The 13,265-nt window shown below is 59.1% G+C and carries 12 protein-coding genes and 2 tRNA genes; 3 read left to right on the forward strand and 11 right to left on the reverse strand.

The window, feature by feature from the left end; translation table 11 throughout:
* Nucleotides 1-6: 6 nt before the first annotated feature.
* Nucleotides 7-1,263 carry an ArsB/NhaD family transporter gene (locus HPTL_RS07045; protein WP_119335352.1) on the reverse strand — a complete coding sequence of 419 codons (1,257 nt, stop codon included), beginning with the start codon at nucleotides 1,261-1,263 and terminating at the stop codon, nucleotides 7-9.
* Between the two features lie 26 nt (nucleotides 1,264-1,289).
* Nucleotides 1,290-1,383 (reverse strand) — tRNA-Ser (locus HPTL_RS07050).
* 75 nt (nucleotides 1,384-1,458) lie between these two features.
* Here HPTL_RS07050 and HPTL_RS07055 point away from each other — a divergent pair.
* On the forward strand, nucleotides 1,459-2,325 hold the full coding sequence (locus HPTL_RS07055) for a fumarylacetoacetate hydrolase family protein (protein ID WP_119335353.1): 867 nt from the start codon (nucleotides 1,459-1,461) through the stop codon (nucleotides 2,323-2,325).
* Between the two features lie 39 nt (nucleotides 2,326-2,364).
* Nucleotides 2,365-3,774, forward strand: coding sequence for a dihydrolipoyl dehydrogenase (locus HPTL_RS07060; protein ID WP_119335354.1), 1,410 nt, complete (start codon nucleotides 2,365-2,367; stop codon nucleotides 3,772-3,774).
* 122 nt (nucleotides 3,775-3,896) lie between these two features.
* On the opposite strand, the gene HPTL_RS07065 is transcribed toward HPTL_RS07060, so the two are convergent.
* The 8 genes from HPTL_RS07065 to HPTL_RS07100 form a co-directional block, all read right to left on the reverse strand.
* Nucleotides 3,897-4,871: a cytochrome-c peroxidase gene (locus HPTL_RS07065; protein ID WP_408610117.1), complete on the reverse strand. Its 975-nt coding sequence runs from the start codon at nucleotides 4,869-4,871 to the stop codon at nucleotides 3,897-3,899.
* 157 nt (nucleotides 4,872-5,028) lie between these two features.
* Nucleotides 5,029-6,351 (reverse strand): 30S ribosomal protein S12 methylthiotransferase RimO, encoded by a 1,323-nt coding sequence (gene rimO / locus HPTL_RS07070; RefSeq protein ID WP_119335356.1) that lies wholly within the window; start codon nucleotides 6,349-6,351, stop codon nucleotides 5,029-5,031.
* Nucleotides 6,338-6,913 carry a polyhydroxyalkanoate synthesis repressor PhaR gene (gene phaR / locus HPTL_RS07075; RefSeq protein WP_119335357.1) on the reverse strand — a complete coding sequence of 192 codons (576 nt, stop codon included), beginning with the start codon at nucleotides 6,911-6,913 and terminating at the stop codon, nucleotides 6,338-6,340. Before phaR ends, rimO begins: the two co-directional genes overlap by 14 nt.
* Before the next feature lie 99 nt (nucleotides 6,914-7,012).
* Nucleotides 7,013-7,759: a beta-ketoacyl-ACP reductase gene (phbB, locus tag HPTL_RS07080; protein ID WP_197713625.1), complete on the reverse strand. Its 747-nt coding sequence runs from the start codon at nucleotides 7,757-7,759 to the stop codon at nucleotides 7,013-7,015.
* 116 nt (nucleotides 7,760-7,875) lie between these two features.
* Nucleotides 7,876-8,616 carry an acetoacetyl-CoA reductase gene (gene phbB / locus HPTL_RS07085; RefSeq protein ID WP_119335358.1) on the reverse strand — a complete coding sequence of 247 codons (741 nt, stop codon included), beginning with the start codon at nucleotides 8,614-8,616 and terminating at the stop codon, nucleotides 7,876-7,878.
* Nucleotides 8,617-8,679: 63 nt separating this feature from the next.
* The gene (locus HPTL_RS07090; RefSeq protein WP_197713626.1) at nucleotides 8,680-10,473 is read right to left on the reverse strand and encodes a PHA/PHB synthase family protein; all 1,794 of its coding nucleotides are present in this window, start codon (nucleotides 10,471-10,473) and stop codon (nucleotides 8,680-8,682) included.
* 18 nt (nucleotides 10,474-10,491) lie between these two features.
* Nucleotides 10,492-11,250: a peptidoglycan editing factor PgeF gene (gene pgeF, locus HPTL_RS07095; RefSeq protein WP_170141298.1), complete on the reverse strand. Its 759-nt coding sequence runs from the start codon at nucleotides 11,248-11,250 to the stop codon at nucleotides 10,492-10,494.
* A gap of 17 nt (nucleotides 11,251-11,267) precedes the next feature.
* Complete coding sequence (locus HPTL_RS07100; protein WP_119335360.1) at nucleotides 11,268-12,218, reverse strand: RluA family pseudouridine synthase; 951 nt, start codon at nucleotides 12,216-12,218, stop codon at nucleotides 11,268-11,270.
* Here HPTL_RS07100 and HPTL_RS07105 point away from each other — a divergent pair.
* A complete protein-coding gene (locus tag HPTL_RS07105; RefSeq protein WP_119335361.1) occupies nucleotides 12,217-13,014 on the forward strand; it encodes an outer membrane protein assembly factor BamD in 798 nt (265 codons plus the stop codon). The two genes, HPTL_RS07100 and HPTL_RS07105, sit on opposite strands and share 2 nt — an antisense overlap.
* Before the next feature lie 128 nt (nucleotides 13,015-13,142).
* Here the strand turns inward: HPTL_RS07105 and HPTL_RS07110 are convergent.
* A tRNA-Arg gene (locus HPTL_RS07110) sits at nucleotides 13,143-13,219 on the reverse strand.
* Nucleotides 13,220-13,265: the final 46 nt, after the last annotated feature.

A 13,265-nucleotide genomic window follows, 5' to 3' on the forward strand; every position in this document is an offset into this window, starting at 1 on the left:
TTACCGTCAAGGCGCAACGAGCGAAAACCACCCGAGCACGACGAACAGGGAAGAGAAGGTTACCCAAACTCCGGAACGCAGGTAGGTCGTAAAGCCAATGACCACGCCGTAACGCGCCGCCTGCTCAGCGACGATCAAATTGGCGATGCTGCCAACCAGCAAAAGATTTCCGGCAAAGGTACTGACCACCGCCAGCAAATACCAGAGCGACACCTGGTCGGAGGGCAAGAACTGCATGAGCAGCATCACCGCAGGGACATTGCTCACGATATTGCTCAGAACCACTGTCAACGTCGCGAAAAAGAGCGGATGGGTGACCTCACCCCCTCGCTGCGCAAACCACGCCATCACCGCATCCGGCGCCCCCGTGGTACGGAAGAGACCGACGACGACGAACAATGCCAAAAAAAGGGTAATCAAATGCCAATCAACCCGCTCCAACAGTGCTCGGGTGGCCATCCGTCGCGAAAGCAGCAAAAGGCCAGCACAAACAAGCGCCGAATGTTCGCGGGGAATTTCGGTAAAGAAAAGGGCCACCAAACCCGCCAAGAGGGCGATCCCCTTGCCGCTCTGCCAGGCATCGAAGGGCGGCTTTCCAGACGCCAATTCGGCAAGGTCAATCATGCCGACAGCCCGCTTTGCGAGCGCGCCACGAAATTGCCACCACAGAATGGCGTACGCAGAAGCCAACGACAACACCACGGGAACCGCGCTCCACGCCGTATAGGAGCCAAAATCAAGCGCACCAACCTGTCCGATCAACATATTTTGGGGATTGCCGATCAGGGTAGCCGCCGAACCGATGTTCGCTGCCATCGCTAGCCCCAACAGGTGCGGCAGTGGTGCAATGCGTGCGGCGCGGCAGGTTTCCACCAACACAGGGGCAACCGCCAAGCAGATCACGTCGTTGGAAAGAAACGCCGCAAGCGCCGCACTCGCTGCCATTTGCCACGCCAGGAATCGTCGAGGCGATTCGCTCACGGAGTCCACCAGCCGAAGCGCCAAAAACGTGTAAAAACCCCCCAGTCGCAACTGCGCTGAAAAGAGCATCAACGCATAGAGAAGTGCCATCGTCGGCCAATCGATGAGCAACGTGAGGGTTGCGGCATCGGCGTTCGCGACCAAACCCATCGCCAACGCACCAAGGAGCGCCACCCCAGTGCGATCGATCGCCAATCGCGGCAGCCGACCCAATGCGATGCCCAGATAGGTGAGAAGAAAGAGCGCGATCAGCGCTTCATTTTGGGTGGGTGACCAGGACATTCAGGAAAAGAGGATCGCAGAACGGGTGGCGGAGACGGAGGGATTCGAACCCTCGATACCGGTTTTAGCCGGTATGCTCCCTTAGCAGGGGAGTGCCTTCGACCTCTCGGCCACGTCTCCGGAAAGAGCCGCCATTCTACCCGAAAGCGGTACAATGGGTCAATCTTTGTGTGTGCCACGCAGAAAGGAAAAACGGTGAAACTGGCTCGCTATGGACTGCCAGGACAAGAACGTCCGGCGCTGGTCGACCCCGATGGGCAGCTACGCGATCTCTCAGCACTCATTCCCGATCTCACCGCCACGCACCTCACCCCAGAAACACTCGATGCGCTGCGCGCCCTCGACCCTTATCGCCTGCCGTTGGTCAGCGACCCGGTTCGTTTGGGCGCGCCATTTACCGGCACGCAAAAATTCATTGCGATTGGACTCAACTACCGCGACCATGCGCGAGAAGCCAACCTCCCCATTCCCGAACGGCCGGTGGTTTTCCTCAAAGCGACCAGCACGATTCAGGGGCCGAACGATCCCATTATCCCGCCACCGGGCTTTTCGAAACTCGACTTCGAAGTCGAATTGGGCGTGGTGATCGGGTCCGTGACCCGACAGATCCCCGTTGCGCGCGCGTTGGACGCCGTTGCGGGTTACTGTCTGATCAACGACGTTTCGGAACGCGCACTGCAAATGGAAGCCGGTGGCGGACAATGGGCGTTGGGTAAAAGCTGTGACACGTTCGGCACCGTCGGCCCGTGGTTGGTCACCAAAGACGAGATCCCTGATCCGCAAGCGCTCACCCTCTGGCTCGACGTCAATGGCGAACGTCGGCAAACCGGACACACGCGTGAGATGATTTTCACCGTGGCTCAGTTGATCAGCTACCTCTCCCACTACATGACCCTCACCCCCGGTGATGTGATCGCCACCGGAACGCCTGCAGGCGTTGCGATGGGAGAGAACCCGCCGCGCTATTTGCAAATCGGCGACACGATTCATGCCGGTTGCGACCTGCTTGGCGAACAACGGCAACGCGTGCTGGCCCCCGGTTCGTCCTTCTCACCATGTTAGAATGAATAAGTCTTTCATGATTTACTACTGGAGAATTCCATGACCTCCGCCACCCGTTCTGTCGACGTTGCGATCATCGGTGCCGGAACCGCAGGGCTCTACGCGCTGCGCGAAGTGCGCAAACGCGGGTGCTCCGCGGTGCTCATCGACCATGGTCCGCTCGGCACCACCTGTGCCCGGGTGGGCTGCATGCCCTCGAAAGCTGCGCTGCACGTGGCGCACCTGTGGAACGCCGCACGCACTGCCACACACTGCGGGTTTCCTGCACCTGCGGCTGGTAGCGAACCCGATTTGACCGCCGCATGGGCAGAGGTGCGGCGCAAACGTGATTTTTTCGCGGACCGCACCGCAGAGCGGACCAGACAGTTCGCCGGGGACGATTTGATCATGGGCAGTGCCCGCTTCATCGCTCCGCACGCGGTCAAGGTGGCGCGCGACGACGGCGAAAAGGTGATCGTCGAAGCCAAAGCGTTCGTGCTGGCGGTGGGCTCTCGCCCCTTCCTGCCCCCAAACCTGATGTCGATCAACGCTACCCGGCTCTTGACCACCGATTCCCTGTTCGAGATCGACACACCCCCGCGGCGGATCGGTGTCGTAGGGCTTGGCGCGATCGGCATCGAAATGGGACTTGCGCTCTCCCGCTTGGGCGTAGATGTAGTGGGCGTCGAGCAGGCGCCAACCTTGGCCGGCATCAGTGACCCGGAAGTTCGGGCCAAAGCGCTTGCCCGTTTTCAGCGTGAGTTCCCGATTCGCCTGGAAACGGCCGCAACGTTCGAAGAGCGTGCTGCGGACATCCTGATTCGGTTCCCCGACAGATCGCAAGCCGTTGTCGATGCGCTTCTGGTCGCCACGGGACGGCGCAGCAACCTGGATCGCGTCGATCTGCCGGCAGCAGGCGTCACCCTGAACCCACGCGGCTTTCCGGAACGTTTCGATCCCGAAACGTTACAAGCCGGGGGCGCGCCCATTTTCATCGCGGGCGACGCCAATGGGTTGCTGCCGCTCATGCACGAAGCGGCCGTGGAAGGGGGTGCGGCAGGCAGAAACGCGGCGCTGGTGGCGAAGGGAGAAACCCCGCTTCCGCGCAAAGTGCTCCCCCCGTTGGCAATCGTTTTCAGCGACCCGGACGTGGTCCGCGTTGGCGCACGCTTTGCCGATCTCGACCCAGAAGCGATCGTGATCGGTACCGGTAAGGGCGAAGAGAATGGTCGTTCGCGGGTGCTCGACGAAACCGAAACGCTCGTTCGTGTCTATGCCGAGAAGGGAAGCGGTAAACTGCTCGGCGCCGAACTCGTCGCGGCACAGGGGGAGCACTTGGGCCACTTTTTGGCGCAAGCGATCGCACGCGGGGAAACCGTGCGGGATCTCCTGGCGCTCCCTTACTACCACCCGACGGTAGAAGAGCTCTTGCAAAGCGCCCTTTTGGACGCCGCAAGCAAGGTAAAGTAACCAGTCAGGCTCTTCAGGCGGTACTGCCGCTTGCATCGGCTCCCTACGGTATAGGGGGCTTCGCCAAGCGGCAGTCGACCCAAAATTTGCCTCAAAGGGTCAAACTCAGAACATCGGTCCCATCATTTGAACGGATCGGGGCGGGGTGTATTGGGTCCTGATGCGGGCAAGAGCGGAAGGACATCTTGCGGACGTTCTCCAGTCAAGGCATGGAGAAAGGCAACAATTTTTTTCACCTCATCGTCACTGAACGTTCTGCCAAGTTGGAGACGCCCCATGAGGACAACCGCCTCTTCGAGCGTACTGGCTTCGCCATCGTGGAAGTATGGGTAGGTGAGCTCAACGTTACGCAAAGTTGGTACTTTGAAAAACCAGCGGTCCTCATCCTTCTTGGTGACTGCAGCGCGCCCTTCAGCCGGAGAGGAACTCCGGTACGGCTCAACCACCCCCATCTTCTGGTACGAATTCCCACCTAAGTTGGGCCCATTGTGACAGGCAACACACCCGCTTTCGTAGAAGATCTTCAACCCAGCGATCTGTTCGGCTGTCATAGCCTTATCATCGCCTCTTAACCAGCGATCGAAGGGTGAATTGGGTGTAACCAGTGTCTCTTCATAAGCTGCAATGGCATCGGTAATGTGGTCCAACGAGACTTTGTCCGTGCCATAAATTGCCTGAATCTGCGAAACATATCCCGGGATAGACTGAATCACCTCAACGGCCAAGGTGTGAGGCATTGCCATTTCGACGGGAGCTTGAATCGGCCCAGCAGCTTGTTCCTTCAAATTGGCAGCTCGACCATCCCAAAATTGCGCCAAATTGAGCTTGGAATTGAATACCGTTGGTGCGTTCACAGGCCCCGGTTGCCACTTATGACCGATGGAAGTCTTGAGATTGTCGACCCCACCCAACATAACGTTGTGGCAGGTGTTGCAGGAGATGATCCCAGACATCGACAATCTGGGGTCGAAAAAGAGTTGCTTGCCTAATTCAACTTTAGCTTTTTGATCAGCAGAAATAACGACTGGTTGTATGGGTTGTATCAGCTTTGCCACCTCAGCCCGCAGTTGCGCGTCTGCAATTGCGACACTGCTCATCCCGACAACCGATAGCGAAACGATTAGCTTCCGTACTTTCATGATTACGCTCCCTGAGAAAAACTACTAACAGGGTAGCGCAATAGCACAAATTTAGTATTGATTTAGGTCAAGTGACGTGATTTTCAAAAACAATGACCTCGATTGATAAATACAATCAGACCGTCTCCGCATAGAGATCATGGACGTCGCAATCGACCACCCGCACACGGGCAAACTCGCCGGGGGTAAGCGCCGCGCCATTGGCGACATAGACCAAGCCGTCGATTTCCGGCGCATCGGCCGCCGAGCGGGCAACCGCGCCCTCTTCGTCGATTTCCTCGACGAGGACGTCGATTTCCCGCCCGATCCACCGCTCGAGCCGCTGCGTCGAGATGTCCTCTTGAAATGCCAACAGCCGGATCCGCCGTTCTTCACGGATCGCTTCCGGGACAGGATCAGGGAGTTCGTTCGCCGCTGCTCCCTCGACGGGCGAATAGGGGAAAACTCCGACTCGGTCGAGCTGCGCCGCTTCTAAAAATTGCAACAGCAATTCGAAATCGTATTCGGTTTCGCCTGGGAAACCGGTGATGAAGGTGGAGCGAATGGTGAGATCGGGGCAGATCGACCGCCATTTGCGAATGCGCTCCAAGACCTTTTCGGTAGCGGCTGGGCGCTTCATCAACTGGAGGATCTTGGGGCTTGCGTGTTGAAAGGGGATATCGAGGTACGGCAGGATTTTCCCTTCGGCCATCAGCGGAATCAGCTCGTCGACGCTCGGGTAGGGATAGACGTAGTGCAGGCGAACCCAGACCCCCAATTCGCCCAAGAGCTTGGCCAATTCGGTGAGTCGCTGTTTGACCGGTCGCCCCTGCCAGAAACCGGTGCGGTAGTTGAGATCGACCCCATAGGCGCTCGTGTCTTGTGAGACGACCAGAATCTCTTTGACGCCAGAGGCAACGAGCGCTTCTGCCTCTTCCATGATTTCATGGATGGGCCGGCTCACCAGGTCGCCACGAAGTTGAGGAATGATGCAAAAGGTACAGCGGTGGTTGCACCCTTCGGAAATTTTCAGGTACGCATAATGCGCCGGAGTGACCCGTACGCCTTGGGGCGGTACGAGATCGACGAACGGATCGTGGGGTTTGGGCAGATGGCGATGCACGAGCGCCATCACTTCGTCGGTGGCATGCGGCCCTGTCACCGCAAGCACCTTGGGGTGGGCTGCAAGGATCACGTCACGGCGCGCCCCCAAACAGCCTGTGACGATCACCTTACCGTTTTCCTGGATCGCTTCGCCGATCGCGTCGAGCGACTCTGCCACGGCTTCTTCGATGAAGCCACAGGTATTGACGATGACGAGATCGGCTTCGCCGTATTCGGGCGTGATTTCATACCCTTCGGCACGAAGTCGCGTCAAAATGCGTTCGGTGTCGACGGTGGCTTTGGGGCACCCCAAACTCACCATGCCGACGCGCGGCGTGGGGTCACTTCGATTCATCTTGCGATTGCGGGTTTTTCGAGGTGGGATTGGATTTGGGATAGAAAGCTTCGAACCAGCTCAGCGCTTGGCGCTGCATCTGTTGGTTCATTTGATGCCATAAGTTTTGGGTTTGCTCGAGGTAGGCATCAAGCATCGACTGCATCGCTTTCGGTTGCAGTGAAAGAAACTGGGCGAGGATCTCTGGCCCCATCACCGCGTTGTCACCGTAGATTGCGCGAAAGCGCTCTTGCATGCGGCTTTGCAGTTCCAGGAACGTTTTCAGGCTGTTTTCCAGGTATTGACCAAAAAGCGTCTGCGACGCCTGGCCGTAGAAACGAATGATACTGGCGAGCATTTCGGTGGAAAAGATGGGCTCTCCCCCCACCTCTTCTTCCATCAAAATCTGCAGCAAAACGCTGCGCGTCAGATCTTCTTGCGTTTTGGCGTCGATCACACGCACCGGCTCGTGATGAAGGATCATCTCTTTGATTTCCGCCAGCGTGATATAGGTGCTGGTTGCGGTATCGTAGAGCCGCCGGTTGGGATATTTCTTGATGACGCGTTCGCTTCCCGCGTTCATGGAACACTCTCATGGTCACGCGGCTCGGCCGCAATCGGGCAATTATACCGCCGTTCGCAGCCCAGCCGCCAAAAAGTCTCGTTTCGTCAAACGAGTGGCTCAGTACATGTGCAGACCGCCATTGACGTTGAGCGTTGCCCCCGTGATGTAAGCAGCTTTCTCACTGGCCAAGAACGCGACGCACGCCGCGATCTCTTCCGGTTTGGCCAGGCGCTTCATCGGCACGGTGTCGATGATCGCTTGCCGGATGTCTTCGCGGATCGCCATCACCATCTCGGTGGCGACGTACCCCGGCGCGATCGCATTCACCGTCACCCCTTTAGCAGCGAGTTCGAGCGCCAGTGCTTTGGTGAAACCAAGGATCCCGGCTTTCGCTGCGGCGTAGTTGGTCTGCCCCGCTTGCCCTTTGACGCCATTTACCGAGGAGATGTTGATGATCCGCCCCCAGCCCCGTTCCGCCATCTTCGGCGCGATGTCACGGGTGACGTTGAACATGCTGTCGAGGTTCACGCGCAGCACGGCGTCCCATTGCGCCTTTTCCATCTTGTGGAAAAATTTGTCCCGCGTGATCCCCGCGTTATTGACCAGGATGTCGATCGGCCCCACTTCGGCTTCGATTTTCGCGACCATCGCTTTGCACTGGTCGTAGTCGGCAACGTCAGCCTCGGCGGCTACGAAATCGAAACCTTGTGCTTTTTGTGCAGCCAGCCACTCCTCCTTCTGCGGGAAGCCCGGAATGCAGTTGGCAACGACGCGATACCCCTCTTTGGCGAGCTCATGGCAAATGGCCGTTCCGATCCCGCCCATGGCGCCGGTTACCAGTGCGATACGTTGTGTTGTCATCATGACTCCCTTCGTTCGGTGTGTTGAATAAAAAAAACCGCTTGGTGGGATGCCAAGCGGTACTATTGTATCGCGAAATTGTTGCGCTGCAACAATTTCGCGTTGAGGGATGGTCTCCCTCAATACATATGTTGTCCTCCGTTGATCGCGATGTTGGCACCCGTGACGAACGCCGCTTCGTCGCTCGCCAGGTAGGCGACGAGCCCCGCTACCTCTTCCGGTTTACCCAGACGCCCCAACGGGATCTGCGGCAGGATTTTGCTTTCGAGCACCTCTTTGGGAATCGCCATCACCATCTTGGTACCGATATAGCCCGGCGAAATGGTGTTTACCGTCACGCCATATTTCGCGACTTCGAGCGCGAGCGACTTGGTAAACCCGTGCATCCCGGCCTTGGCCGCCGCATAGTTGGTTTGCCCAAACGCCCCTTTCGTGCCATTGACCGACGAGATGTTGATGATGCGCCCCCACCCCTTCGCGATCATATCTTCGATCACCTGCTTGGTCATATTGAAGACGCTGTCGAGGTTGGTGCGCAGCACCGCATCCCAGTCGGCTTTGGTCATTTTCCGGAACGTCATGTCCCGGGTGATCCCCGCGTTATTGACCAAGACATCGACGGGCCCGACTTCGGCTTTGACCTTCGCGACACATTCGACGCACGAGTCGAAGTCGGCGACATCGACGGGATAGGCCCGGAAGTGGTAGCCCATCTCCGCCATTTTGGTCAGCCATTCGGGGGCTTTGGTGTTGTTGAGCGAATGGGTGACGACGACGCGATACCCCATCGCAGCGAGTTTGATGGCGATCGCTTCGCCCAACCCCCCCATACCTCCGGTTACCAATGCGATGCGACTCATGATTGCTCCCTCCTTGTGGTGTTGAAAACCATTTGACCCTCCCTTTTTCGATTCCACCGCTACTCACACGGCCGCGGCTTCACGCGATCCTCGCACGAGCGGCAGCGCCGGTTCTTTGACGTAGCGTCCCGGAGCGGGTTCGATCGGTGGGTATGTGTCGTTTCCGAGCGACTCACGCGCAGGCACCGTTTTCCCTTTGTGCTCCTTCAGCCAATCGGCCCAATCGTTCCACCAACTCCCGGGGCATTCGCGCGCCGCGGCAAACCATTCGTCCGGCTCCTGCGGCAATTCGGGATTGACCCAATAACTGCGCCGATTCTTCTTCGCGGGATTGATCGCACCCGCGATATGACCGCTTGCGCCCAACACGAACCGTTTTTCACCCCCCAAAAGCTGCATCGAATGGTATGCCCCGCGCCACGGAACGATGTGGTCTTCCCGCGCCGCCATTACGTAGGCGGGCGCGGTGATGGCACCGAGATTGACGGGGTACCCGAGCATTTTCAGTTTGTTGGGCAGGCGGAGTTCGTTTTCCAGATACATATGGCGCAAGTAGTAGGTGACGAACGGCCCGGGCAGATTGGTGCTGTCGCTGTTCCAATAGAGCAGATCGAAGGGCTTGGGTTTTTCCCCCTTCAAATAGTTACCGACGACGTAATTCCAAATGAGGTCGTTCGCGCGTAACATCGAAAAGACTTGCGCCAGTTCCGACCCCAACATCAAGCCACCTTGGCCGATCGTCGCCTCCCGCGCCGCAACGCTCGCCTCATCGACCAGGCACCCCAGTTCCCCGCTTTCGGCAAAATCCAAGAGTGTCGTCATCAGGGTCAGACTATGCACGGGCGGATCGCCACGGGCAACCGCAACGGCGAGCGCCGACGCCAGGATCGTTCCGCCGACGCAGAATCCCAACACGTTGGGATCGGGACAACCGGTGATTTCCCGCACGACTTCGAGCGCTGTGAGCGGCCCCAACGCCAGGTAGTCGTCCCAGCCGAAATGGGCCTCGGAAACCCCTGGGTTTTTCCACGAGATGAGGAAAACCGTATGCCCTTGTTCGACCGCAAAGCGCACGAGCGAACTTTCCGGCGCAAGATCCATGATATAGAATTTGTTGATGCACGGCGGTACGAACAAAAGCGGCCGCTCGCCGACGGTTTCGGTAAGCGGTGCGTATTGGATGAGCTGCATCAACGGGTTTTCATAAACGACCGCACCCGGGGTCACCGCGAGGTTCTTCCCCACTTCGAACGCGGTTTCGTCGGTCATCGAGATGCGGCCTTTGCGCAGGTCTGCCAAAAGGTTTTCGATGCCGCGACGAATGCTCTCCCCCTGCGTAGCCATCGCCGTTTCGATGAATTCCGGGTTGGTTGCCGGGTAATTACTGGGGGCAAGCGCGTCGAGCCATTGACGCACCACGAATTTCACCCGGCATTTGGTCTTTCCGTCCGGGAAATCGGACGCTTCGACCAGCTCCATCACCAGTTGGCTGAACACGAGGTACGACTGCCGCCAATAGTCGGCAATCGGGTTCGCTTTCCATGCCGGTGCGGAGAAACGCCGGTCCCGCTCGACCTCCGGCACCACGGGTTCGGTGCGGTGATGGATGAAGCGATCCCACAATTGGCTCTGCGCGCTCAGCCACCGATTGCCCCATTCGCGCCACTTCTCTGGCCGCTGCATCCAGCGCGCGAAAAGTTCCGTGAGCTCGGGTGGCATCGGCGGCAGCGCGGGCATACCCGGAAAAGAGGGCATGCCTCCGCCCGGCATGGGGAAGTTCGGCACGCCAGGAAATGGGCTACCGCTGGCGGCATTGGACATCATCGCGGCGGGAAACGCGAAGGGAAATGGTTGCATCGGGTGACTCCTCCTCTCCTAGGGGTATTCTGGTCGCGGTTGTAATGCGGCCAACGTCGCGAACCGCCCGGTGCGCGGTCCGTCTCGGCGATGAGAATACCACAGCCCATTTTCCCAGGTACAGAGTCCGCTGGGAATAACGGATTGGGCGCCCAAACGCTTCAACTGCTCGGCGGCAATCGCGCCAAGGTCGACCGTGTAGTGGCTCGCGCGCCTTCCGTTACGCACGGCTTGTGCCACCCAAGGACCGAGTGCCCTGAGCGCTTCGACCACCGGGGCATCGACCTCGTAACACCGGCCGCAGATCGCGGGACCGATCCACGCGGCGAACGGGGCATCCCCGAGCGCTGCGACAGCGCGCGCCAAGATACCAGCAGCCAGCCCTCGCCACCCTGCATGCGCCACCGCAAGCCGCGCCCCATCGCTCCGTACCAGGACCACCGGCAAGCAGTCCGCGGTAAGTAGCGCCAGCCAACGCCCCGCGCGCGCCGTGGTTGCCCCGTCGGCTTGCGGAGGAGCGTGGCCGGATGGATCGGCTGCGTCCGCATCCCAAATGGTCGTGCCATGCACCTGCTTGAGCCACAGTGGGTCGCTGCCCAAGGTTGCGCGCAACCGCGCGCGGTTTTCCGCAACTGCGGCCGTGTCGTCGCCAACGTGGTCAGCCAGATTGAGCGCGTGATAGCCACCTGCGCTGACGCCACCGGTACGCGTCGTTAGCCGGATTGTCACGCCGTAGGAGCGCAGTGCAGAAACAGTAATGAGCGGTAGTTCGTTCATCTTTTCGTCATAGCTCCTCATTGCATTGCGCGCAACGTCTGCACCAGTGCATCCAAGTCGTCCGGCAGCGGCGAATGAAACGTCAGCACCTCGCCATTGACCGGATGGCGGAACGTAAGGCGACAAGCGTGCAGTGCTTGGCGTGCCAATGGCCATTGGCGCACTTTCGCATTGCCGTAGAGGGGGTCGCCAATCAGGGGGTGGCCCAGATGGGCGAGATGGACGCGAATCTGGTGGGTGCGCCCCGATTCGAGATCGCACTGCACGAGGGTAGCCGTGTCGCCGAACGTTTCCAACGGCGTCACGTGGGTGACGGCAGGTTTGCCATGCGGCACCACTGCCATCTTGACCCGCTGCGTGGGGTGGCGTCCAATCGGCGCCGACACGGTGGTCTTGCGTTCGATCCGCCCGACGGCGATCGCCCAATAGCGGCGCGCGATCGTGCGCTCAGCCAGCGCCGCGACCAATTGCTGATGGGCAACAGGCGATTTTGCCACCACCATCAGTCCGCTGGTCTCTTTGTCCAACCGGTGAACGATGCCCGCGCGCGGGAGGTTCGACAGCGCGGCGTCGTACGCCAAGAGCCAATTCATCAGGGTGCCACTGCGGTGACCCGCGCCCGGATGGACCACCCAACCTGCCGGCTTGTCGAGCACCAGCAGATGATCGTCTTCGAAGACGACTGGCAAAATCCGTGGCTCTGGCCGATCGTCGCATACCGATTCGATCGTGACGGCAGCCACCACCTCAGCGCCCGGCAGCAACGTATGTTTTGGTGAACAGACCGGTTCGCCGTCGACGAGTACGCACCCGTCTCGAATCCACCGCTGCCACTGTGAGCGGGAAAATTCCGGTGCGTGCTCGGCGAGCCATTTGTCCAGGCGCACGAACGACGCATCGGACGCGACCCGCCAATGGTATTCCGTTCTATAATCGTCAAGCTCTTCCACAGATGAGATAGTATTCATGAAACGCTGGTTTCTTGTGACGATGGCCGCCGCAACACTTGCCGGCTGTGGGTTGCTCCCCGAAAAGATCGACGAAACGCGCTCATGGAACGCGCAAAAGCTCTATAGCGAAGCGCGGGCGGCGATGGACGATGGCGACTATCAGCGTGCTGCCGAGCTCTTGGAAAAGCTGGAATCGCGCTACCCCTTCGGCCGTTATGCGCAGCAGGCGCAAATCGAAACGGCCTATGCTTACTACAAACAAGGGGAGCCGGAGCTCGCGCTGGCGGCGATCGAGCGCTTCTTGCGGCTCCACCCGGACCATCCGAACCTCGATTATATGCTCTACCTCAAAGGGCTGATCCTCTTCAACGAAGACCGCAGCCTCTTTGCCGCGCTCGGCAACCAAGACATGAGCGAGCGCGACCCGAAAGCGGCAAAAGAGTCGCTTGAAGTCTTCCTGGAGCTGTTGCGCCGCTTTCCGGAAAGCAAATACGCGGAAGACGCCGAGGCGCGGGTGATCTACTTGCGCAACAGCCTGGCGCGGCATGAGCTCCACGTGGCCCGTTACTATCTCAAGCGCGGCGCTTATCTGGCCGCGGCCAACCGCGCGAAGGTAGTCGTGACCGATTACTCCGATACCCCGCTCGTCGAAGACGCGCTCTGGTTGATGCGCGAAGCGTATGACCGCTTGGGGCTCACCGATCTCAAAACCGACGCGGAACGTGTGTTACAACTCAACTTTCCCGATTCCGACTACCTCAAATATGGGGAGCGGCGAAGTAAAGACGAAAAACCGTGGTGGCAGTTCTGGTGATCTGTCACGCGGTTTGATCTCTTTCGCGCCGAGAGCCTGATGAAGCGCCCACGATGGGCGCTTTTTCGTCTTCATTTGCGTGCAAAAAACAAAAAGCCCCGGATTGAACCGGGGCCTTAGGTATTCTTTGGCGCGCCCGGAAGGATTCGAACCTCCGACCACCTGGTTCGTAGCCAGGTACTCTATCCAACTGAGCTACGGGCGCTTCGCGTTGCGCGAGACCGTTATTCTAGCAAAACCGCATGCCTTGT

Origin of the sequence: Hydrogenophilus thermoluteolus, from assembly GCF_003574215.1 — a bacterium.
Classification (GTDB): domain Bacteria; phylum Pseudomonadota; class Gammaproteobacteria; order Burkholderiales; family Rhodocyclaceae; genus Hydrogenophilus; species Hydrogenophilus thermoluteolus.

Excerpts from the sequence above, each read along its gene's own strand:
- HPTL_RS07045 (WP_119335352.1), bottom strand. The coding sequence starts at position 1,263 with ATGTCCTGGTCACCCACCCAAAATGAAGCGCTGATCGCGCTCTTTCTT.
- HPTL_RS07060 (WP_119335354.1), top strand. The coding sequence starts at position 2,365 with ATGACCTCCGCCACCCGTTCTGTCGACGTTGCGATCATCGGTGCCGGA.
- HPTL_RS07065 (WP_408610117.1), bottom strand. The coding sequence starts at position 4,871 with ATGAGCAGTGTCGCAATTGCAGACGCGCAACTGCGGGCTGAGGTGGCA.
- rimO (WP_119335356.1), bottom strand. The coding sequence starts at position 6,351 with ATGAATCGAAGTGACCCCACGCCGCGCGTCGGCATGGTGAGTTTGGGG.
- phaR (WP_119335357.1), bottom strand. The coding sequence starts at position 6,913 with ATGAACGCGGGAAGCGAACGCGTCATCAAGAAATATCCCAACCGGCGG.
- phbB (WP_197713625.1), bottom strand. The coding sequence starts at position 7,759 with ATGATGACAACACAACGTATCGCACTGGTAACCGGCGCCATGGGCGGG.
- phbB (WP_119335358.1), bottom strand. The coding sequence starts at position 8,616 with ATGAGTCGCATCGCATTGGTAACCGGAGGTATGGGGGGGTTGGGCGAA.
- HPTL_RS07090 (WP_197713626.1), bottom strand. The coding sequence starts at position 10,473 with ATGCAACCATTTCCCTTCGCGTTTCCCGCCGCGATGATGTCCAATGCC.
- pgeF (WP_170141298.1), bottom strand. The coding sequence starts at position 11,250 with ATGAACGAACTACCGCTCATTACTGTTTCTGCACTGCGCTCCTACGGC.
- HPTL_RS07105 (WP_119335361.1), top strand. The coding sequence starts at position 12,217 with ATGAAACGCTGGTTTCTTGTGACGATGGCCGCCGCAACACTTGCCGGC.
- HPTL_RS07100 (WP_119335360.1), bottom strand. The coding sequence starts at position 12,218 with ATGAATACTATCTCATCTGTGGAAGAGCTTGACGATTATAGAACGGAA.